Here is a 19,049-nt window from a genome sequence, read left to right on the forward strand (position 1 = left end):
CCCCACCCCGCCCTCCGCGCCGCCCCGCGCCGCCCCGCGCCGCCCGCCCCGCCCCGCGCCGCCCGCCCCGCCCCGCGCCGCCCGCCCCGCCCCGCGCCGGTGATCAAGAGCTTTGCGTCATCGCCTCCGGCGTGTCGTGACGCGAACCTCTTGATCACCGAAGGGGTCGAGACGCCACAGCGCCGGCCCTCCCGGACGGGAGAGCCGGCGCGTGCCGCGGCGGACGGGTCAGTTGTTCGGGTCGTCGGCGCTGATGTCGGCCAGAACCGACTGCGGTTCGCGCTCGACCGCGAGGTCACCCATCGACACCAGGCCGATCAGGCGCCCGTCGTCGATCACCGGAAGTCGGCGTACGGCGTACGTCCGCATCAGGTCCGCGGCGGCCACGGCATCGTCGTACTGGCTCACCGTGATCACGTCGCGAGTGGTGATCTGGCTCAACCGGGTCGAGCCCGGGTCCATGTTCTCCGCGACACCTCGGACCGTGATGTCCCGGTCCGTGACGATGCCGACCACACTGTCGCCGTCGGTCACCACCACATCGCCAATCGCGCTGTCACGCATCTCCTGCGCGGCGGCGATGAGCGTGTCGTTGCCGTCCATCGTCACCAACCGGGTCGTCATGAACTCTCCGACCGTTGTCATGGTGCTCCCCTCTCGGTGTCGGCACGGCCCGTCTACCCGCCGCCCGGGAGGGGGTAACCCATACGGCCCCGGCCTATCGACGCGGGTGCCGCAGGCGTCGCAGTTCGTAGAGGCCGCTGCTGGTCAGGCTGTAGAACGCCGGCAGCAGCAGGAAGATCACCAGCGCGAACAGCGGGCCGGTGAGGAATCCGACCAGGATCGCCAGCGCGTACCCCAGGAGGCCGATCGCGGCCCGGGCCCGTTCGGCCGGGAAGAACCGAAGCGGCACCGTCGGGTCCAGCAGATCGTGATGCCGGGCGAGGTAGTGGTACAGCCCCAGCCAGCTGACTGAGACCAGGACGCCGACCAGACCGTAGACGACCACGCCGGTCCGCTGGTCCGCCTGGTCGCCGTCCCGCATGGCCTGCGAGACGACCGAGGTGGCGAACGGCAGCAGCGCGGTGCTGAACAGCACTGCGAGGTTGTACCACTGGAGGGCCTTTCCGCTCTTCTCCACCCGGTTGAAGGCGGCTCGGTGGTTCAGCCAGCCCACCGCCACGTACACGTACGACGTGACATAGGCGAGGTACGCCGGCCACTGCTCGACCAGCGCGCGCAGAAGCTGACCGCGGCCGACCCGGGGCGGCTGGAGGTCGAGCACCAGCAGCGTGATGATGATGGCGAAGACCCCGTCGCTGAACGACAGCAGCCGGGAGGTTTCCCGCCGCAGGGTCGGTCCCGCGGGGCCGGTCTCGTCGCTGCTCGTGCCGGCACCCATCGCCCACCCCCTCCCCGACGTCCCGCAACGGCAAAGCAGGGCGGTATACCCGTCGACGGGCGGCACACCCCGCGCGCGTCGACTCCGCTGCCTACCGTGGGCGGATGATGACGGGCGAGGAGGAGCTGCGGGAACTGGTCTCCGGCAGCGATTGGCTGACCCGGGCGCTGACCGTGGTGCGTGATTCCGGGCTGCCGGACGCCTGGATCGGCGCGGGCGCCCTGCGCGACCTGGTGTGGGGCGAGCGGTACGGCGACGGGTTCGACCCGGCGCGGGTCCGGGACGTGGACGTGGTCTTCTTCGACCCGGCGAGGCTGACCCGCTCCGACGACGACCGGGCCACCGCCCGGCTGGCGGGGATGTGGCCGCAGCCGCCGTGGCAGGCGCGCAACCAGGCGGCGGTGCACACCTGGTACGCGGCCAGGTTCGGCGGCGACCCCATCGAGCCGTACCGCAGCGTGGCCGAGGCGGTCGCCACCTGGCCGGAGTACGCGACAGCGGTGGCCGTCCGCCTGGACCCGGCCGGCCGGCTCAGGGTCTGCGCCCCGTACGGCCTGACGGATCTGCTGGCCGGGGTGTGGCGGCACAACCCGGCCCGGGTGGACGTGGCCCGGTCGCGGCAGCGGTTGGCCCGGCACCGGCCGGCGCAGCGTTGGCCCGGCGTGACCGTGATCGAGCCGGGCTGATCGGCTGTGGGCGGGTCAGCCCCGAGGTGCCATCCCGTAGAGCCGCTCGACGTGCAGGCGTAGCACGATCCGTCCCTCGTCGACCATGGCCTGGCGGTACTCGTCCCAGTCGGGGTGTTCGCCGCTCAGCCCCCGGTAGAGCGCCACCAACTCCTCGACAGTCTCGTCGCCGAGTTGGGTGGCCGGCGGGGTCAGTTCGGCGCGACCCTCGACCACCGCGTACGCCCAGCCGTCCTCGCTGCTGACGTGGAAGCTGGCACGCGGGTCGCGGCGCAGGTTGGCGGTCTTGGCGCGGCCGTCGGTGACCGAGACCCGGATCAGGCCCGCGTCCCGGTCGAAGGAGTAGAGCACCGTGGACAGCTGCGGACGCCCGTCCCGCTTGATGGTGGCGAGCACGCCCATCGAGCGGCCGGCCACCAGATCGGTCAACGCCTGCTGGGTGCGGTCATCCGGCATGGTGTCCTCCAGGTTGGACGATCGTCTCCGACCCATCCAAGCACGACCTGCCGACCGCCGCGGGCGACCACCCGGAACGGCAGGGCGACGACCACCCGGAACGGCACCGAGCCCTCGCCGACGGACGGCGAGGGCTCGGTGAGAGTTCGACAGTGCCGGTCAGCGGCGCTCGGCGGCGACCAGCTCGGCGAGTTGCACAGCGTTCAGCGCGGCGCCCTTGCGGAGGTTGTCGTTGGAGCAGAAGAGCGCCAGCCCGTACTCGACGGTCTCGTCGGCGCGGATCCGGCCCACGTAGGTCGGGTCCTGGCCGGCGGCCTGCAACGGCGTCGGGACGTCGGTCAGTGCCACCCCGGGCGCGTCGGCCAGCAGTTCGTGGGCGCGCTGCGGGGTGAGCGGCCGGGCGAACCGGGCGTTGATCTGGAGCGAGTGCCCGGTGAAGACCGGCACCCGGACACAGGTGCCGGAGACCAACAGGTCGGGGATCTCCAGGATCTTGCGGCTCTCGTTGCGGAGCTTCTGCTCCTCGTCGGTCTCGAACGAGCCGTCGTCGACGATCGAACCGGCCAGCGGGAGGACGTTGAAGGCGATCGGCTGGGTGAACGAGCGCGGCGCGGGGAACTCCACGGCCGACCCGTCGAAGGCCAGCCCGGCGGCGTGCTCGGCCACCTTGCGGACCTGCTCGTCCAGCTCGGCGACGCCGGCCAGCCCGGCGCCGGAGACCGCCTGGTAGGTGGAGACGACCAGGCCCACCAGGCCAGCTTCGGCGTGCAGCGGACGCAGCACCGGCATCGCGGCCATCGTGGTGCAGTTGGGGTTGGCGATGATGCCCTTCGGGCGGTCCAGGGCGGCGTGCGGGTTGACCTCGGCGACCACCAGCGGCACCTGCGGGTCCATCCGGAACGCCGACGAGTTGTCGATCACCACGGCGCCGGCCTCGGCGACCCGTGGCGCCAACTCCCGGGCCGTGCCCTTACCGGCCGAGAAGAGCACGATGTCCAGCTCGGAATAGTCAGCGGTCGCCGCGTCCTCGACGGTCACCTCGCCGTCGCGCCACGGCAGCGTACGCCCGGCGGACCGCGCCGAGGCGAACAACCGCACCTGCTCCGCCGGGAACTTCCGCTCCGTCAGCACCTGCCGCATCACGCCACCGACCTGGCCGGTGGCCCCCACAATGCCGATCCTCATGCCCGCGAGGCTACCGACCCCACCCCCGAAACCGGGACCCCTTTCCCACCCCCCGGGTCCCACCTCACATCCCGCCCCCTGACCCAGGCTCCCCCAACCCCTCTTCCGTCGATCATGAAGTTATTGCCGCGACACGCCGTGGCGAGTGACAACAACTTCATGATCAATGGCGCGAGGGGTAGCACGAGGCCGGCCGGGTGGGGTCAGGGGAGGAGATCTCCCAGGGCGGTGGCCTCCAGGTCGTCGCGGATCACTGCGGCGTCGCCCTCGATGACCAGGGTGAGGGCTTCCGGGTGCAGGTGGGTGGCTGCCGCTGCGGAGACCTGGGCCACGTCGGCGGAGAGCAGCGACTCGCGCAGCCGCGCGTGGTAGTCGTCCGGCAGGTCGTGCACCACCAGGGTGGTCAGCGCGGAGGCGATCGCCCGAGGGCTCTGCAACTCCACCGAGAGCTGCCCGGCCCGCCAGGAGCGGGCCACCTCCAACTCCTCCTCGGTCACCCCGGTGGCCTGGGTACGGGTGATCTCGCCCACCGCCTCGACCAGGGCCGGCGCGGTGACCGCCGTCTGCACGCCGGAACTGACCGCGAACCGACCGAACCGCCGCGACGCGGCGAAGTCGCCCCGGATGCCGTAGGTGTAGCCGTGCACCTCCCGCAGCAGGTGGTTGAGTCGGGACGTGAACGCCCCGCCGAGCACCGTGCCGGCGAGTGTCATCGGCACGTAGTCGGGGTGCGCCCGGTGTGGCGACGGGTGGCCCAACCGCAGCGTGGACTGGACCGAGCCGGGCCGGTCCACCAGGATGATCCGTCGCCCGCTGTGCAGCGGCACCTCGATGGGGCCGCCCCGCTCGGCGGGGCCACCACCGGTGCCGGCGAACGCCGCGGCGGCCAGCGCGTCCAGGTCGATCCGGTCCAGGTCACCGGCGACGATCAGGGTGCCGGGGCGCAGGAACCACTCGGAGTGGAAGACCGTCACGTCCTCCACGTCCAACCCGGCGACCGACTCCGGGTCGCCGTGCATCGGCCGTCCCCAGCGGTTCTGCGCGCCGAACAGGTCGGCGCGCAGCGCGGCGTCGGCGCGCGGGCCGGGGTTGGCCCAGTCCATCCGCAGCGCGGTCGCCTCGTCGTCGCGGACCCGGCGTACGTCGGCGGGGTCGAGCCTGGGCGTCCGGACCGCCTCGGCGAGCAGTTCCACGGCGGCACTCAGCCGGTCCACCGGGATCACCACGCTGGCCTGGAACGAGTCCCAGTCCAGACCGGTGGACAAAGCGGTGCCGAGCCCTTCGACGGCGAGCGCGTACGCGGCGGCGTCCCGCTGCGCGGTCCCCTCCTCCAACGCCTTGGCCAGCACGCCGGACAGACCCTCCTTGCCGACCGGCTCCTGGCCCGCGCCCACGTCGAGCAGCAGCAGGGCCACGGCGAGGTTCTGCCCCGGCAGGTGCGCGGCGACGACCTGACCACCGGCCGCGGCGCGGCGGACCACCGGCGGGAACCGGTACGGGCGGGCGGCACCCGGGCCGGGACGGTCGGCGATCAGCGTCATGAGGTCTCCTCGGGCAGGTAGGTCAGGGTCACCCGGTCGGTGGCGAGCACGTCGGCGGCGGCCTCGGCGATCTGCTCGGCGGTGACAGCGAGCAGGGCCGGCAACTGCTCGGCGATGCGGGCCGGGTCACCGAACTGCGTGGTGTACCGGCCGAGCAGGTCCGCGCGGCCGTCGACGGTGGACAGCTGACGCCACCACCCGGTGCTGAGCAACGCCTTGGCCCGATCCAACTCGGCGGCGGTGACCGGCACGGTGGCCAGCTCGTCGACGACGTCGGCCAGCCCTTCGGCCAGCCGCTCGGCGCTCACTCCGGGGCGGGCGGTGGCGGTGGCGATCAGCGGTGCCGGGGCGTGGGCGAGGTCCACCCCGTACGCCCCGACCAGGTCCGGTTGCGCGATCCGCTCACCGTCGGCGAGGCGCTGGTAGAGCCGGCTGCCCCGGCCGCTGCCCAGGATGGTGGCGAGCACGGTGATCACGTTGTATCCCGGGCTGCCGAACGGGTAGCTGCGGTGGGCGATGTAGACCCGTGGCGCGGGCACGTCGGCGCTCACCGACTCGACGGCCGTCTGCCCGGTGGCGGGGACGCTGCGGCCGTCCGGTGCCGGCGGGATGTCGTCGCGGGCGGGCAGCGCGCCGAAGTACTTGTCGGCGAGCGCGAACACGTCGGAGGCGGTGGCGTCGCCGACGACGGTGAGCACCGCGTTGTTCGGCGCGTAGTAGGTCTGGTGGAACGCCTGGAAGGTGGCCAGGTCGGCGGCGTTCAGGTCGGCCATCGAGCCGATCGTCGCGTGGTGGTAGGGGTGCCCCGGCGGGTAGAGCAGCGGCAGCAACCGCAGCCAGGCGTCGCCGTACGGCACGTTCTCGTAGCGCTGCCGGCGCTCGTTCTTCACCACGTCCCGCTGGTTGTCCAGCGTCTCCTGGGTGAGGGCGGGGACCAGGCCGCCCATCCGGTCGGCCTCCAACCAGAGGGCCAGCTCCAGGTGCTCGGCCGGGACCGTCTCGAAGTAGTTGGTCCGGTCCGGGTTGGTGGTGGCGTTGAGCGAGCCGCCGGAGCCCTGGATCAGCTTCATGTGCTCGGTCTTCGCCACGTTCACCGAGCCCTCGAACATCAGGTGCTCGAAGAGGTGGGCGAAACCGGTCTGCCCGGCCGGCTCGTGCCGGGAGCCGACGTCGTACCAGAGGTTGACGGCCACGGCGGGCGCGGTGCGATCCTCACTCACCACCACGCGCAGGCCGTTGTCCAGTCGGGACGTCTGAATGGGCCAGGGGTAACCGCTGTCGGGCATGCCCCCGACGCTATCCGATCTCGGAGGCGGAAAGGTGACGTGCGGTCGGCGAGCCGACCCGGGCGGCATCGGAGCCGCCGCGTGGGGTACCGGAGAGCAATGACCGTCACCCCGCCTCCGTCCCGGTCCGCCGGCCGGGCCGCCACCGCCGTCGTACGCGCCAGCACCGCGCTCGGCCGGCTGCGCCGCGGCCGGCTGCTGCATCCGGCCGGTCGCTCGTTCGTCGGCGAGACGGTGATCTGGGGTACGCCCGGACCGCCCACCGGGGTCGGTCTGCTCGACCACCCCGGCCGGTACCGGACCACCATCCGGCTCTCCAAGGGAACGCCCACGCCCGGCAGTTGGCCAGACGTCCTGGGCCTCGCGCTGCGCCTGCACCGCGACGGCGGCCGGCCGTTCGACCTGCTGGTCAGCTCCAGCGGCGCGGCCCCGCTGCTGCGGAACCTGCCGCTGCCCCGACGTCGCTTCACCGGCACGTACAGCACGATCACGTACTTCCGCGCGGGTCGGCGCCGCCTCTGGCTGGCCGCCCTGGCCGACCCCGACTCGGCCGACCTCGGTCGCAGCCTGGCCACGGTGGCCGCCGCGACCCGGACGGACACCCCGCGCCTGGTGCTCGCGGTCGCGTCGGCTGTGGGGCCGTGGCGGCTGGTCGGGCAGGTCAGCCTCGATGCCCAGCTCAGTGCCGCAGAGGACGCGGCGCTCGCGTTCGACCCGGTGCGCAACCTGCCACCCGAACTGCGGGTGGCAGGTCCGCTGGCCTGGCTGCGCGACCAGACCTACCGGGGGTCACGCCGGGCTCGCGGGGCGACCGCTCAGTCCGGCGGTTCGACCGCCACCACGGTCTGATCCGAGGTACGACGCTCCAGCACCGTGTCCGGTGCGGCGTTCTGGTCCGCTTCGCGGATGTCCGAATCGGCGAGGATGGCCTCCGCCTGCGCCTCCGGGTCGTCGCTGCCCACCGCCTCCTCCTCGGGCAGGAGGTGGTGCGCGCGGGACTCCACCCGCTCCTGATCGCTCTGCTCGTGTGTCATGGCACCCCTGTTACCCCGACCGCACCCCCGGCACGCGATCTTCGCCCCGCATCTTGGGACGACAGGACGGGTGACCGCGTCCGGTCGGGTACGCTGGCCCGGTGACGCGTTCCTATCGATGGTTTAGGCAGCCGGCTCGCACGCCGGTGACTTCACCATGAACTGACGTCACCACGGACCGAGCCGGCTGGGCAGGAGCTGTCGTTCCTGCCCTTTTGCGTACGAGCAGCCGGCTCGTCCCGGGCACCGGCCCCGGGCACGGTCGGCGGAAGGATGCCCACCGTGACGACCCCGGAGACCGATCGGGTCAGCGATCAGCGGATCGACCGTGTCGTGCCGCTGACCACGCCCGCCCTGCTGCACCACGAGTTGCCCCTGGACGCCCCGCTCGCGTCGGCCGTGTTGACCGGCCGCCGCGCGGTCGGTCGCGTGCTGGACCGCGAGGACGACCGCCTGCTGGTGGTGGTCGGTCCCTGCTCGGTGCATGACCCGGCCGCCGCCCTGGACTACGCGCAGCGTCTTCGGACGGCAGCCGACCGGCTCGCCGACGACCTGCTGATCGTCATGCGGGTCTACTTCGAGAAGCCGCGCTCCACCGTCGGTTGGAAGGGCCTGATCAACGACCCCGGCCTGGACGGCAGCGGGGACGTCAACACCGGTCTGCGGCTGGCCCGGGCGTTGCTGCTCGACGTGCTCCGCCTCGGCCTGCCGGTGGGTTGCGAGTTCCTCGACCCGATCACCCCGCAGTACATCGCGGACACGGTGGCCTGGGGCGCGATCGGTGCCCGCACCGTGGAGAGCCAGGTGCACCGTCAGCTCGCCTCCGGCCTGTCCATGCCGATCGGCATGAAGAACCGCCCGGACGGCAGCATCGGCACGGCCGTGGACGCGATCCGCGCCGCCGGTGTGCCGCACGTCTTCCCCGGCATCGACTTCTCCGGCACTCCGGCGATCATGCACACCCGGGGCAACACCGACGGGCACCTGGTGTTGCGCGGTGGGGGCGGCCGACCCAACTACGACGCCGAGTCGGTCGCCGGGGCACTCGACCTGCTCCGCGCCGCCGACCTGCCGGAGCGGCTGGTGATCGACGCCAGTCACGCCAACAGCGGCAAGGACCACCGCAACCAGCCGCTGGTCGCCGCGGACGTGGCCGCTCAACTGGCCGCCGGCCAGCGTGGGATCACCGGCGTGATGCTGGAGTCGTTCCTGCTGCCCGGCCGGCAGGAGCTCGACCCGACCCGGGAGCTGGAGTACGGCCGGTCGGTCACCGACGCCTGCCTGGGCTGGGACGACACCGCCGAGGTGCTCGACCACCTCGCCTCGGCCGTGCGGGCCCGTCGGGCCACGCTGCCGACGACGGTGTGACCGCCGACACCACGCCTCCCGGAACACGAGCGGGGGTCGGCTCGTTGACTGGGGTGTCGGTGTGTCCAGTGTCCCCGGGCCTCACCTAAATAGCCTTCGCGGAATACCGTCCGGCTGGAGCCGCGTAGTGCCACTCGCCGAGAGGCGACCTGCACACCGACACCAGCGCCGCCCCCGGCCCACAAGGCCGGGGGCGGCGCTGTCTGTACGTGGACCCTGGCAGTGCGCGCCCGCTGGAGCCGGGGGTGCGACAGGACCCCCGTCAACCGTCTGTCCCGGTCATACGATTGATTTGTGAGCGAGATGTCGAACGACCTTGGCGCGTTTCTGAGTGCTCGACGGGCGCTGGTGACACCCCGGCAGGCCGGCATCCCGGATGTGGGTGTGCGACGTGTGCCGGGCCTGCGCCGCGAGGAGGTCGCCATGCTTGCCGGCGTGAGCGCGGACTACTACCTGCGCTTGGAGCGGGGCCGTGACCGAAACCCGTCCGTGCAGGTGCTCGAGTCCATCGCACGCGTACTCCAGCTCGACGACGAGCACCTGACCTACCTGCTGAAGCTGGTCGCGGACACTCCCCAAAAGCGCAGACGTCGACCGCGTACGGAAACTGTTCCGGCCGGTGCACTCAAACTTCTGGGCTCCCTCGTCCAGCCCGCCTTCATCGAGGGACGGTATTTCGACATTCTGGCCTCGAACAGCCTCGCCAGAGCCCTCTCCCCGAGCCTTGCCGAAGGGGGCAATCAGCTCAGGGATCTGTTCCTGAACCCCGCCGAGCAGGCACTGCACCCGGATTGGGAAAACATCACGGAGTGCTTCGTCGCGAACCTGCGACAGGCCGTGGGCACCGACATAGACGACCCCCGCTTCATCGAACTCACCGGGGAACTCTCGTTGGCGAGCGCCCGATTCCGCCAGCTCTGGGCACGCCATGAAGTACGCGGACAGCGCGGAACGCCGATTCGGCTGAATCACCCGCAGGTCGGGGAGCTGACCCTCAATCGGGAACGGCTGGGCATCGCCGGAGCGGATGGCCTGATGCTCGTCGTGTTTCATGCCGACGCCGGGTCCAGTGACGCGGAGAAGCTGACCCTCCTTGCCGCCGCCGGCCTACCTGCCGTCAGCGAACCACGAGCAGTCCAGGCCGCGAAGACCTGAGACGTGCCGAGGGCAGCTCCGGCGATCAGAGGGGGTCCTGTCAGACCCCGGTCTCAAGAGGGCTCCGGGTACGCCGAACTGCCGTGGATAGCGTTCGGGATGACCGTCACACTGATCACCGGAGCCAACAAGGGCATTGGCTTCGAGACCGCCAGACAGCTTCTGGAGTTGGGGCACGAGGTCTACATCGGCGCGCGTGATGTCGAGCGGGGCGAGAAAGCCGCCGCGACTCTTGGATCGCGATTCGTCCAGCTCGACGTCACCGACGACGCGTCCGTGCGCACCGCACTGGCGACGATCGACTCGGCCGAGGGTCGACTCGACGTCCTGGTGCACAACGCGGGCATTCTGGTGACCGAGCTGGACGGGCCCGCCGCGCTGCGATCCTTCGACACCAACGCGGTGGGAATCGTGCGCGTCACCGAGGCGGCGCTGCCTCTGCTTCGCAAGTCGTCGAATCCCACAGTCGTCACCATCTCCAGCAGCGCCGGATCGTTCTGGGCGGTGAACAACCCTGAGCGTCCGGAGTTCGGCTTGTCGCTCGCGTTGTACTCGGCGTCCAAGTCCGCGGCCACCATGCTGACCGTGCAGTACGCGAAGTCACAGCCGGGCATCAAGTTCAACGCCCTCGAACCGGGCCCTACCGCCACCGACATGACCGCCCCCTTCGGCATCGGGCGACCGGTGGAAGAGAGTGCCCGACAGGTCGTACGCCTGGCGACCCTGGCGCCGACCGGGCCGACGGGGACCTTCCAGGACGAAGCAGGGGAACTGCCCTGGTGAGTCCCGTACGTCGGCCATCGGCGTGACGTTTGACCGATTCCGCCCCGGGTAGCTGATCGACGTGACCGACGACGCATCCGTGGCCGGCGAGCCGGATACCCAGGCCCTCGACGACCTGCTCGACGACATCTTCCGGGCGCAGGAGCGGGTCACCCAGGCGGAGATCTATCGCCGGGCGGTGGCCGCCGAGCTTCCACCGGACCTGCTCGCCCGCATCGACGCGCTTCCCGAGGGCGAGTACGCGGTGGACGAGGCCAGCGACCTGCTGGGCGGTTCCATCGGCTGAGCGACCTGGGCGGCACCATCGCGTGAATGACCGCAGGAGGGACACCGACATGACGCACCACGAGGACCACGACGAGAAGGTGCCGGCGCTGGGTCAGCCCCCGAAGGGCAGGGACACCACGCCCGAGCCGGACTTCGCCAACGAGCACGACCGCACGGCGGTGGATCGGGACATCATCACCGGGGCGGACGAGGACGAACGGGAGCCGGAGTCGCCGCACGGTTGGTCCGGCATGCAACGTTGAGGCGTACGCGAAAGGGGGGCCGGTGTCTGCCGGCCCCCCTTTCGCGTACTGCTCGTCAGTCCTCGTCCTGGTGCCCGCCCTCGGCGGCCTGCTGCGCCGTCGCGTACGCCATCTGGAGGAAGTCGGACGCGGCGACCGCCGTCAGCGCGGTGGCCACCAGGCGGGTGAGCCGGGGCGCGAGCACCAGGCCACCGGTCAGCCCGGTGGCCACCCAGACCGCCAGGCAGAACGGGCAGCTCAGCAGCTCGCCGATGGCGTGCCGGGTGGGGCTGCCCGAGTCGCGGACCTGCTCCATCACCTCGCCGCTGCCGATCGGACGGTCGTAGCGGGTGAACGGCGCCCGCAACGGGCTGGTCACCGCGTCCTTCGACAGCAACCGACTCAGTTTGTGCGTGGCGATGGAGAGCAGCACCACGTCGGACGGCGCGGGACGCTCCGGCACCGGTCGGCCGGTCGCCTTGACCAGGCCGGCGAGAGCCGCTGTCACCCCGGCGTAGGCGCCCATCGCCACCAGGTAGCCGCCGAGCGGCCGGTGCTCGTGCGGCGCGTACGCCCGGCGCAGCCGGGCCGCCTTCTGTCGCAGGCCAGTGTCGCTCACCCGATCTCCTCAACTGTCGTGGTGGTGCGGGAACGGCGTCCCGCGCGGCCGGCTCAGCCGGCCTGGAGGTTGTCGGCGACCTCGCGTGCCAGGTTGGTGAGCGCCTCGTCGGCCAACTGGTCCGGACCGGGCCCGCCGGACCCGTCGGCCAGGTCGAGCTGGATCCGGGCGCCGCCGGAATCGGCCGGCTCCACCCGGATCTCGGCGGACCAGTCGTCGGTGTCGCCGTCGCCCCAGCGGGCGCGCAGTTCCTCGCCGCTGATCTCCGCGGCGGGGCTGCCGTCGCCGCGCAGCGGCTCCGGCAGCCAGGCCGAGGCACGGTCGGGGTCGGTGGCCGTGTTGAAGACCACCTCGGGTGGCGCGGACATGCCGCGCACGGCGCGCGCCGGCATCACGCGTCCCGCAGGCGGCTGGGATCGACCTCGCGACCCGGGTGTCGGGCCAGGTACTCGGTCTCCAGCTCCGCCGTGCGCCGCAGGTGGTTCGCGAGTGCGGAGTCCGCCGCGTGCCGCAGGGTGTCCAGGCGGGTTCGGTGCAGGCTGTGCATCTCGCGGATCAGGTCCTCGTCGGTCAGCTCCGTCGGGTCGATGCCGAGGTCGCCGTCGAGGCCGGAAGCGCCGGCCGGGTCGGCGAGCTGATCGCCGCCCCACTCGGGCACCCGCTGCTCCGGGCTCATATCCGCACTGCCGCCGGACGCAAAGCCGTCCTCACGTACCGATCCGGTCATGATCGCCCCCCTTGATCTCGTGTGGGCTGGCGTCTAGACGATTGCCCAGGCGTGGTGATGCCAAACCAAGCCGGCGAGGCGACGACTACGACACGGTGTCGGAGACCGGTAGCGCCCCCGGTACCCTCAATGTCATGAGGCGGCTCTGGACCCCGGCGTGGATCGCACGTCACGTGGCCATGGTCGTGCTGGTCGTGAGCTTCCTCGGGCTGGGCTGGTGGCAGATCAGCCGGGCCGCCGCCGGCAACAGCCTGAGCTGGGGGTACGCGGTCGAGTGGCCGATCTTCGCCGGCTTCGTGGTCTACGTCTGGTGGCGTGAGGTGAAGCTGGCCCGCCGCAAGGCGGCCGATGCCGACGCGCCGCCGGCGGATCCGGCCGTCGAGCCGGCGCCGGCGGTCGCCGCCGGGTCCCGACCGGCGGTACGCCGCCCGGTGCGGGTGTCCCGGGTGCCGGCCACCGGCGATGTCGTCGAGGACACCGACCTGGCCGCCTACAACCACTACCTGTCATGGTTGAACGCCAATCCGGGCGCCCGGCCCGGTGACTATCCCGGCTGAGCCGGGCTCGGAAGGACGGACGAAGGTGGGCGCTGCCCTTACCCGGTACCGCGTGATCGCCTGGATCGTGGGCGTGGTGCTGATCCTGCTGGTCGTGATCGGCATGCCACTGAAGTACGCGTTCGACAACCCGGTCGTCGTGGAGACGATCGGGCCGGCGCACGGCTTCCTCTACATGATCTACCTGGTGGCCGCGTTCGACCTGAGCCGCCGAGCCGACTGGCCGCTGAAGCGGATGCTGCTGGTGATGTTGGCTGGCACGGTGCCGTTCGTCTCGTTCTACGCCGAGCGCCGGGTCAGCGCCTGGGTGGCCGCACCGCAGCAGGAACGGGCTCCGGAGCCGGTCGCCCGCTGAGCCTGCTGTCCGGCCGGTGGCCGGACGCGGCTCCGGCGCACCGCCGCCGGGTCAACGGTTGGGCCGCCACGGGTCCGCTTCCGCGAGCGGGTCGACCCAACTGCCGTAGCGGTTGACCTCCCGGGCCCGCAGCAGCGACCGGGTGACCTGGCCGAACTGCCGTTCGTCGTCGGCGCTGAAGAGCAGCACCTCCGAGCCTTGGTACCACCCCCACAGTTCGTGCGGCGGTGGGCGCCAGCGATCGCCGACCAGGGCGAGAGCGGCCGGGAGCAGGAACACCGCGCCGAGGATCAGGTACGCCTCGGCGGTGAGGCGTTGCAGACCGCCGGTGAAGCCGAGGAGCACCCCCACACCGCCGAGCATGCTGGCGGTGATGACCACGGCCCGGACGGCGATCCGGTCGTGCGGGCCCCGGGTGGTACGCAGATGGGTCAGGTCGGCGACCCGGTAACTGTTCCGACCGACGGTGAACCGGTCGACGGTCACGATGATGCCGGGCCGCGCGTACAGCAGGGTCGACCGGGCGCCCGGCACCGTTCGCGGCGGTCGCGTCTTTGCGCCTTCACGATTCACGGTTCCTCCCGAAGGGGACGGTTGGCCGAGTGGGCCCGCTGGCGACAGTCATCGCTGGCTGTCGACGGGATTCCCGGCTCCGGACTTCATTGTGTTGTGGCACCGCCAGTCGACCTGGGCATTTACCGGGTCCCGACAGCTCGGCACGACCGGGTGACATCGCCGAGAAACAGCATCCATTTCAGGTTTTATCGGTTATGGCGGCCAGGAATCCGGCGGCATGCGCCCGGAACGACGAAAGTCGTATATCCGTCAGTAGCTCGCGAAAAGGGTGATGTTCCCTCGTTCGGAGGTGTCATGAGCCACGATGGCGCCACCCAGCCCAGGGGCCCGGCCGGCAACTCTGCCAACTTTCGCCCCTGCTTCAACTGCGAGCGACAACCGTCCCGGGTTAGGTTGGGCGAGCCGGTCCGGCCCAGTGCCGTCCGCCCGGATGGCCCCGGCCGGTGTCGTCGAGGGCGTCAGCAGCCCCGGCGGCCGTGGGAGAGGGGCCTTCCGCTCTTGTCATCCCTGAGAAATCTGCTGCGCACCGTGGCGCTGGTCGGCATGTCGGCCGCGCTGATCGCCCCGACGGCGGTGGCCCAGGCCGAACCGTCCCCCGCCGACCTGACCCGCCGGATCGAGACGTCCTCGGCCGAGTTGGAGCGGGTCGTCGAGTCGTACAACAAACTGCGTGAGGAGATCAAGACAAACGAGGCCGCCGTGGCCCGATTACAGACCCGCATCGGCCCGCTCGAACAGCAGGTCGAGCAGAGCCGGGCCGACGTGGCGGAGCTCGCCTCCACCGCGTACAAGAGTGGCGGCCTGCGCACCGCGGACGCCCTGCTGCGCCCGGGGGGCTCGGCCGCGCTGCTGGACCGGCTCGGCACGATCGAGCAGTTGACCCGCCAGCGGCAGGAGCGCATCTCCGGCTTCACGGCCGATCAGCAGCGGCTGCTCGACGAGAAGGCCCGCCTGGGCGCGACGTTGACCCGGCAGGCCGCACAGGCGCGTCAGCTCGCCGCGGGTAAGAAGCAGATCGAGCAGGACCTTGCCAAGCTGTACGAGCTGCGCCGGCAGGCGTACGGGGCCGCCACCGAGCGACCCGAGCCCAAGGCGGCGACGACCGAGGCCAAGAACGTGCCCGCCGTGTCCGGTGCTGCCGGCACCGCGGTGCGTTACGCGTTCGGCGCGATCGGCAAGCCGTACGTCTGGGCGGCTGACGGGCCGAACGGCTACGACTGTTCCGGCCTGACCTCGGCGGCCTGGCGGGCGGCCGGGAAGTCCCTTCCGCACAACACCCGGATGCAGTGGAGCGCGGTAGCCCACATCGGGCGGGGTGAACTACGCCCTGGCGACCTGATCTTCTACAGCGGGCTCGGGCACGTCGCTCTTTACGTGGGCGACGGTCAGGTGATCGACGCGCCCAGCGCCGGTCGCAACGTGCTCAAGCGTGGCATGAACATGATGTCCATCCAGGGTTACGGCCGGGTCCGCTAACCACGATCGGAAACGGCGAACGGCCGGCGTCCCCCTATCGGACGCCGGCCGTTCGCCGTCATTACTACCAGGTCAGGCTGCTTGCAGCCCCTCCGCCCGAGCCAGCTCGCGGAGCCGGCCGAGGGCCTGGATCTCCAGCTGCCGGATCCGCTCGCGGGACAGCGAGAACCGGGACGCGACCTCGGTGAGCGAGTGCTCCCGGCCGTCCTCCAGCCCGTAGCGGGCCCGCATGATGCCGGCGGACCGGTCGTCGAGGTGGTTGAGCAGCCCCTCAATGCGCTGCCGCTCCAGGCCGCTGAGGACGATGTCCTCCGGCGACGGAGCGTCACTGTCGGCGACCAGGTCACCGAGGTTCGTGTCGCCGTCGTCGCCCACCGGGGTGTCCAGCGAAACGGTGTCCTGCGACCAGCGGCGCAGCTCGTTCACCCGCTCGACGGTGACGCCGAGGGCGTTGGCGATCTGCTCCGGCTCCGGGTCGCTGCCCAACTCACGGGTCAGCTGCCGGGCCACGTTGCGCATCCGGTTGACGTCCTCCACCAGGTGCACCGGTAGACGGACGGTGCGCTCCTGCTGGGCGATCGCCCGGCTGATCGCCTGCCGGATCCACCAGGTGGCGTAGGTGGAGAACTTGTAGCCGCGCTCGTAGTCGAACTTCTCGACCGCCCGGACGAGGCCGGTGTTGCCCTCCTGGATCAGGTCCAGCATGGGCATCCCCGAGCGCACGTACCGTCGGGCGATCGACACGACCAGTCGGAGGTTGGCGCGGATGAAGAGGTCCTTCGCCCGCTCACCCTCGACGACCAGCCACTCCAGGTCGGCCCGGTCGACACCGGCGGGAACGGCTTCCTCACCGAGCAGGTGCTCGGCGTAGAGGCCGGCCTCGATCGCCTTGGAGAGATCGACCTCCTTGGCGGCGTCCAGCAGTGGCGTCCGGGAGATCTCGTGCAGGTAGACGCCGACCAGGTCGCGCTCCTCGGCAACCTCGTCGGTTCGCATGCCGATGTTCTTGTCCACGTTGCCCACGGTCCCCTCGCTCGCGCCGGTTGCCCGGTTCCTTGCCATTCCCCACACCTGTCAGCCCCTGGTAACTTCTGCTGTGCCGATCGGTGCTGACACCTACACAACAGATGAGACGTGTCGGGGATTCCTCGTCGTGAGTCGAAAGTGTCACGAATGCCTGAGTAGTAGCTGAGAGCACGGTCCATGTTTGCTGTCAGCACCCCATCGGGTGGCTCGCCACTGGGCACCACGTACGGGTTACCGCACCATGGCAACACCGCCCGCCGTGGGGGCACAGCGACCCGGGTCACCACCGCGATGCGATCCTGGTCACTGCCAGATACGCACCGGTGGACCGGTCGGTTCATTCACGGGGGTGTTATTACCCCCCGGCCAGATGAACAATCCGAAGGCCGGTTCGCTTCCCGGGGCGGGTGGGCTAGGAGGCGAGCAGGGCGAGGGCGCCGCGCACCTGATCGGCCGAGCGGGCCAGCGCGGCCCGGGCGGCGTCGATCTCGGCGCCCGAGACGAGGGCGACGAGCGCCGTCTTCAGGTCCCCGTCCGCCTCGGTGAGGGCCTGCCGGCAGAGTTCCTCCGAGCAACCGGTGGCCTCGACCAGAATCGAGATCATTCGTCCGCGAAGTTTCGCGTTGGTGGCCACCATATCGATCATGAGGTTCGAGTAGACCCGCCCCAGGCGCACCATGACGGCGGTCGAGAACGTGTTGAGCACCAACTTCTGCGCTGTGCCCGCCTTCATCCGGGTCGACCCGGTGACCACCTCGGGTCCGGTGTCCACCCCGATGAACACGTCGACCGACCGGGCGGCCTCCGCCTCCGGATTGGCGCAGAGCAGCACCGTCGAGGCGCCCTTGGCGTGGGCCGAGGCGAGCGCCCCGAGGACGTACGGGGTGCGTCCGCTGGCCGCCAGACCAACCACCAGGTCCCCGGCCCGTACACAACTGGCCGCTTCGACCGCGCCGCCCCGGTCGTCGTCCTCGGCGTCCTCGACGGCCCGCCACATGGCGTCCGGGCCTCCCGCGAGGTGCGCGCAGAACCAGTGTCGGGGCGAGTTGAAGGTGGGGGCCAGTTCGGCCGCGTCGAGCACGCCCAGCCGGCCCGAGGTGCCGGCCCCGAAGTAGTGCACCCGGTGACCGCCGCGAAGCGCCGCGACCGCCAGGTCGACGGTGGTGGCGATCTCGTCGAGCACCGCGGCGACCGCCGCGGGCACCCGCCGGTCCGCCTCGTTGATCACGGTGAGCACGTCCCGGGTCGACATCAGGTCGAGGTCGACGCTGAGCGGGTTACGCCGTTCGGTGGGGGCACCCACCCGGACCGTGGGGCGAGCGGGCCGTGCGGGCATCTCCGCACCGGCCGTCATGCCCGCCTCCGGTTGGCACCCACCCGGTGCGACTGGACCGCCTCGGCGGTCGCCTCCAGGGCCTTGCGGGCCCGGGCCCGGTTGCGGGCGGCCACCCCGACGAAGAGGCAGTCGACCACTGTGAGCTGGGCCAGCCGGCTGGCCGTCGCGCCGGAGCGGTAGGTGGTCTCCCGGGCCGCCGTGGTCAACACGAAGTCCGCCACGTCGGTGATCGGCGAGCGCGGGAAGTTGGTCAGCGCCACTGTCGCGGCACCACGGGTACGGGCCTGCTCCAGCACCTCGATCACGTCGGAGGTGGTGCCGGTGTGCGAGATGCCGATCGCCACGTCTCCCCGGCCCAGGAGGGCGGCCGAGGTGAGCGCGGTGTGCACGTCCGGGAAGTAGAAGGCGATCCGGCCGATGCGGTGCAGCTTTTGCTGGAAGTCCGAGGCGACGAACCCGCTGGCGCCGGCGCCGTAGATGTCGATCCGACCGGCACCGCTGATCGCCTCGACCACCTGCTCGCAGACGGCGGGGTCGAGTTGCTCGGCGGTCTCCTCGACGGCGCGGGCGTCGTTGAACGCGATGGTGGCGATGATCTGGGCGAGGTCGGCGCCAGGCGGGATGTCACCGCCGACCACTCGGGCGTCCGGTGGCTCGATCCGGCGGGCGGCCTCGGCGGCGAGGCGGATGCGCAGTTGGGGGTAGCCGTCCATGCCCACCGAACGGCAGAACCGGATGACTGTCGCCTCGGATGTCTCGGCTGCGGTGGCGAGGTCGGTGATTGTCCGACGGGCGGCGGCCGCCGGGTCGGAGACCACCAGCCGGGCGACCCGCTGCTCGGCGGGCGACAGCGATGGCAACAGCCCGCTGATGTGGACGATCAGCCCACCGGGCTCGTGACTCGCAGAAATCTTCGCACTCTTCGCCACGGATGAAACTTACTTTCAGCAGGCGTGAGCGTCAACTATGACT

Annotated in this window: 24 protein-coding genes; 10 read left to right on the top strand and 14 right to left on the bottom strand. The window is 71.2% G+C overall.

Annotation, left to right across the window (positions count from 1 at the left end; translation table 11 throughout):
- Positions 1-228 precede the first annotated feature (228 nt).
- Both GA0070561_RS24415 and GA0070561_RS24420 read right to left on the bottom strand, forming a co-directional pair.
- Entirely contained in the window at positions 229-645 is a 417-nt protein-coding gene (locus GA0070561_RS24415) for a CBS domain-containing protein (protein WP_091405600.1), read from the bottom strand.
- A gap of 73 nt (positions 646-718) precedes the next feature.
- Entirely contained in the window at positions 719-1,402 is a 684-nt protein-coding gene (locus GA0070561_RS24420) for a TMEM175 family protein (protein ID WP_091405603.1), read from the bottom strand.
- Positions 1,403-1,506: 104 nt separating this feature from the next.
- Here GA0070561_RS24420 and GA0070561_RS24425 point away from each other — a divergent pair, with 104 nt between their 5' ends.
- Entirely contained in the window at positions 1,507-2,088 is a 582-nt protein-coding gene (locus GA0070561_RS24425; RefSeq protein WP_091405608.1) for a nucleotidyltransferase family protein, read from the top strand.
- Between the two features lie 15 nt (positions 2,089-2,103).
- On the opposite strand, the gene GA0070561_RS24430 is transcribed toward GA0070561_RS24425, so the two are convergent.
- The 4 genes from GA0070561_RS24430 to GA0070561_RS24445 form a co-directional block, all read right to left on the bottom strand.
- Entirely contained in the window at positions 2,104-2,544 is a 441-nt protein-coding gene (locus GA0070561_RS24430) for a PPOX class F420-dependent oxidoreductase (RefSeq protein ID WP_091405612.1), read from the bottom strand.
- Positions 2,545-2,703: 159 nt separating this feature from the next.
- The gene (locus tag GA0070561_RS24435; protein ID WP_091405615.1) at positions 2,704-3,729 is read right to left on the bottom strand and encodes an aspartate-semialdehyde dehydrogenase; all 1,026 of its coding nucleotides are present in this window, start codon (positions 3,727-3,729) and stop codon (positions 2,704-2,706) included.
- A gap of 203 nt (positions 3,730-3,932) precedes the next feature.
- Positions 3,933-5,270 carry a M16 family metallopeptidase gene (locus GA0070561_RS24440; protein WP_091405617.1) on the bottom strand — a complete coding sequence of 446 codons (1,338 nt, stop codon included), beginning with the start codon at positions 5,268-5,270 and terminating at the stop codon, positions 3,933-3,935.
- Complete coding sequence (locus GA0070561_RS24445) at positions 5,267-6,556, bottom strand: M16 family metallopeptidase (RefSeq protein ID WP_091405620.1); 1,290 nt, start codon at positions 6,554-6,556, stop codon at positions 5,267-5,269. The genes GA0070561_RS24440 and GA0070561_RS24445 overlap by 4 nt, the downstream gene beginning before the upstream one ends.
- A 99-nt stretch (positions 6,557-6,655) precedes the next feature.
- Here GA0070561_RS24445 and GA0070561_RS24450 point away from each other — a divergent pair, with 99 nt between their 5' ends.
- Entirely contained in the window at positions 6,656-7,405 is a 750-nt protein-coding gene (locus GA0070561_RS24450; RefSeq protein WP_091405623.1) for a phosphodiesterase, read from the top strand.
- Here GA0070561_RS24450 and GA0070561_RS24455 read toward each other — a convergent pair.
- Positions 7,372-7,590 carry a hypothetical protein gene (locus GA0070561_RS24455; protein WP_091405628.1) on the bottom strand — a complete coding sequence of 73 codons (219 nt, stop codon included), beginning with the start codon at positions 7,588-7,590 and terminating at the stop codon, positions 7,372-7,374. The genes GA0070561_RS24450 and GA0070561_RS24455 overlap by 34 nt on opposite strands.
- A 273-nt stretch (positions 7,591-7,863) precedes the next feature.
- On the opposite strand from GA0070561_RS24455, the gene GA0070561_RS24460 reads away from it, so the two are divergent.
- The 5 genes from GA0070561_RS24460 to GA0070561_RS24480 all read left to right on the top strand — a co-directional run bounded on the left by GA0070561_RS24460 (position 7,864) and on the right by GA0070561_RS24480 (position 11,426).
- Positions 7,864-8,958, top strand: coding sequence for a 3-deoxy-7-phosphoheptulonate synthase (locus tag GA0070561_RS24460; protein WP_091405633.1), 1,095 nt, complete (start codon positions 7,864-7,866; stop codon positions 8,956-8,958).
- 303 nt (positions 8,959-9,261) lie between these two features.
- A complete protein-coding gene (locus GA0070561_RS24465) occupies positions 9,262-10,113 on the top strand; it encodes a helix-turn-helix domain-containing protein (protein ID WP_244166437.1) in 852 nt (283 codons plus the stop codon).
- A 99-nt stretch (positions 10,114-10,212) separates the two neighbouring features.
- The gene (locus GA0070561_RS24470) at positions 10,213-10,896 is read left to right on the top strand and encodes an SDR family NAD(P)-dependent oxidoreductase (protein WP_091405639.1); all 684 of its coding nucleotides are present in this window, start codon (positions 10,213-10,215) and stop codon (positions 10,894-10,896) included.
- A 52-nt stretch (positions 10,897-10,948) separates the two neighbouring features.
- Positions 10,949-11,182, top strand: a complete 234-nt coding sequence (locus GA0070561_RS24475) for a hypothetical protein (RefSeq protein WP_274531013.1) — start codon at positions 10,949-10,951, stop codon at positions 11,180-11,182.
- A gap of 49 nt (positions 11,183-11,231) precedes the next feature.
- Positions 11,232-11,426, top strand: coding sequence for a hypothetical protein (locus tag GA0070561_RS24480; protein ID WP_091405645.1), 195 nt, complete (start codon positions 11,232-11,234; stop codon positions 11,424-11,426).
- Positions 11,427-11,481: 55 nt separating this feature from the next.
- Here GA0070561_RS24480 and GA0070561_RS24485 read toward each other — a convergent pair whose 3' ends face one another.
- The 3 genes from GA0070561_RS24485 to GA0070561_RS24495 are packed head-to-tail and all read right to left on the bottom strand — an operon-like array spanning position 11,482 to position 12,751.
- On the bottom strand, positions 11,482-12,024 hold the full coding sequence (locus GA0070561_RS24485; protein ID WP_091405648.1) for a DUF1360 domain-containing protein: 543 nt from the start codon (positions 12,022-12,024) through the stop codon (positions 11,482-11,484).
- Between the two features lie 53 nt (positions 12,025-12,077).
- Positions 12,078-12,416 (bottom strand): SRPBCC family protein, encoded by a 339-nt coding sequence (locus GA0070561_RS24490; protein WP_091405651.1) that lies wholly within the window; start codon positions 12,414-12,416, stop codon positions 12,078-12,080.
- Entirely contained in the window at positions 12,416-12,751 is a 336-nt protein-coding gene (locus tag GA0070561_RS24495) for a DUF6158 family protein (protein WP_091405655.1), read from the bottom strand. Before GA0070561_RS24495 ends, GA0070561_RS24490 begins: the two co-directional genes overlap by 1 nt.
- A gap of 134 nt (positions 12,752-12,885) precedes the next feature.
- Between GA0070561_RS24495 and GA0070561_RS24500 the strand changes: the two genes are divergently transcribed.
- Positions 12,886-13,308, top strand: coding sequence for a hypothetical protein (locus GA0070561_RS24500; protein ID WP_181539325.1), 423 nt, complete (start codon positions 12,886-12,888; stop codon positions 13,306-13,308).
- A 25-nt stretch (positions 13,309-13,333) separates the two neighbouring features.
- The gene (locus GA0070561_RS24505) at positions 13,334-13,663 is read left to right on the top strand and encodes a DUF3817 domain-containing protein (protein ID WP_091405661.1); all 330 of its coding nucleotides are present in this window, start codon (positions 13,334-13,336) and stop codon (positions 13,661-13,663) included.
- A 51-nt stretch (positions 13,664-13,714) separates the two neighbouring features.
- On the opposite strand, the gene GA0070561_RS24510 is transcribed toward GA0070561_RS24505, so the two are convergent.
- Positions 13,715-14,236, bottom strand: coding sequence for a DUF6232 family protein (locus tag GA0070561_RS24510; RefSeq protein ID WP_091405664.1), 522 nt, complete (start codon positions 14,234-14,236; stop codon positions 13,715-13,717).
- A gap of 501 nt (positions 14,237-14,737) precedes the next feature.
- Between GA0070561_RS24510 and GA0070561_RS24515 the strand changes: the two genes are divergently transcribed.
- A complete protein-coding gene (locus GA0070561_RS24515) occupies positions 14,738-15,715 on the top strand; it encodes a C40 family peptidase (RefSeq protein WP_091405667.1) in 978 nt (325 codons plus the stop codon).
- Positions 15,716-15,787: 72 nt separating this feature from the next.
- Here the strand turns inward: GA0070561_RS24515 and GA0070561_RS24520 are convergent, their stop codons facing one another.
- The 3 genes from GA0070561_RS24520 to GA0070561_RS24530 all read right to left on the bottom strand — a co-directional run bounded on the left by GA0070561_RS24520 (position 15,788) and on the right by GA0070561_RS24530 (position 19,006).
- Positions 15,788-16,777: a sigma-70 family RNA polymerase sigma factor gene (locus GA0070561_RS24520; protein ID WP_091405669.1), complete on the bottom strand. Its 990-nt coding sequence runs from the start codon at positions 16,775-16,777 to the stop codon at positions 15,788-15,790.
- A 376-nt stretch (positions 16,778-17,153) separates the two neighbouring features.
- Entirely contained in the window at positions 17,154-18,095 is a 942-nt protein-coding gene (murQ, locus tag GA0070561_RS24525) for an N-acetylmuramic acid 6-phosphate etherase (RefSeq protein ID WP_091405672.1), read from the bottom strand.
- Positions 18,092-19,006 (bottom strand): MurR/RpiR family transcriptional regulator, encoded by a 915-nt coding sequence (locus GA0070561_RS24530; protein ID WP_091405675.1) that lies wholly within the window; start codon positions 19,004-19,006, stop codon positions 18,092-18,094. Before GA0070561_RS24530 ends, murQ begins: the two co-directional genes overlap by 4 nt.
- Positions 19,007-19,049 lie beyond the last annotated feature (43 nt).

Origin of the sequence: Micromonospora saelicesensis (assembly GCF_900091575.1) — a bacterium.
In the GTDB taxonomy this organism is placed as follows: Bacteria; Actinomycetota; Actinomycetes; order Mycobacteriales; family Micromonosporaceae; genus Micromonospora; species Micromonospora saelicesensis.

Bases quoted from the DNA above. Each gene is read 5' to 3' on its own strand.
- GA0070561_RS24415 (WP_091405600.1), bottom strand. From the start codon at position 645: ATGACAACGGTCGGAGAGTTCATGACGACCCGGTTGGTGACGATGGAC.
- GA0070561_RS24420 (WP_091405603.1), bottom strand. From the start codon at position 1,402: ATGGGTGCCGGCACGAGCAGCGACGAGACCGGCCCCGCGGGACCGACC.
- GA0070561_RS24425 (WP_091405608.1), top strand. From the start codon at position 1,507: ATGATGACGGGCGAGGAGGAGCTGCGGGAACTGGTCTCCGGCAGCGAT.
- GA0070561_RS24430 (WP_091405612.1), bottom strand. From the start codon at position 2,544: ATGCCGGATGACCGCACCCAGCAGGCGTTGACCGATCTGGTGGCCGGC.
- GA0070561_RS24435 (WP_091405615.1), bottom strand. From the start codon at position 3,729: ATGAGGATCGGCATTGTGGGGGCCACCGGCCAGGTCGGTGGCGTGATG.
- GA0070561_RS24440 (WP_091405617.1), bottom strand. From the start codon at position 5,270: ATGACGCTGATCGCCGACCGTCCCGGCCCGGGTGCCGCCCGCCCGTAC.
- GA0070561_RS24445 (WP_091405620.1), bottom strand. From the start codon at position 6,556: ATGCCCGACAGCGGTTACCCCTGGCCCATTCAGACGTCCCGACTGGAC.
- GA0070561_RS24450 (WP_091405623.1), top strand. From the start codon at position 6,656: ATGACCGTCACCCCGCCTCCGTCCCGGTCCGCCGGCCGGGCCGCCACC.
- GA0070561_RS24455 (WP_091405628.1), bottom strand. From the start codon at position 7,590: ATGACACACGAGCAGAGCGATCAGGAGCGGGTGGAGTCCCGCGCGCAC.
- GA0070561_RS24460 (WP_091405633.1), top strand. From the start codon at position 7,864: ATGCCCACCGTGACGACCCCGGAGACCGATCGGGTCAGCGATCAGCGG.
- GA0070561_RS24465 (WP_244166437.1), top strand. From the start codon at position 9,262: ATGTCGAACGACCTTGGCGCGTTTCTGAGTGCTCGACGGGCGCTGGTG.
- GA0070561_RS24470 (WP_091405639.1), top strand. From the start codon at position 10,213: ATGACCGTCACACTGATCACCGGAGCCAACAAGGGCATTGGCTTCGAG.
- GA0070561_RS24480 (WP_091405645.1), top strand. From the start codon at position 11,232: ATGACGCACCACGAGGACCACGACGAGAAGGTGCCGGCGCTGGGTCAG.
- GA0070561_RS24490 (WP_091405651.1), bottom strand. From the start codon at position 12,416: ATGCCGGCGCGCGCCGTGCGCGGCATGTCCGCGCCACCCGAGGTGGTC.
- GA0070561_RS24495 (WP_091405655.1), bottom strand. From the start codon at position 12,751: ATGACCGGATCGGTACGTGAGGACGGCTTTGCGTCCGGCGGCAGTGCG.
- GA0070561_RS24500 (WP_181539325.1), top strand. From the start codon at position 12,886: ATGAGGCGGCTCTGGACCCCGGCGTGGATCGCACGTCACGTGGCCATG.
- GA0070561_RS24520 (WP_091405669.1), bottom strand. From the start codon at position 16,777: ATGGCAAGGAACCGGGCAACCGGCGCGAGCGAGGGGACCGTGGGCAAC.
- murQ (WP_091405672.1), bottom strand. From the start codon at position 18,095: ATGACGGCCGGTGCGGAGATGCCCGCACGGCCCGCTCGCCCCACGGTC.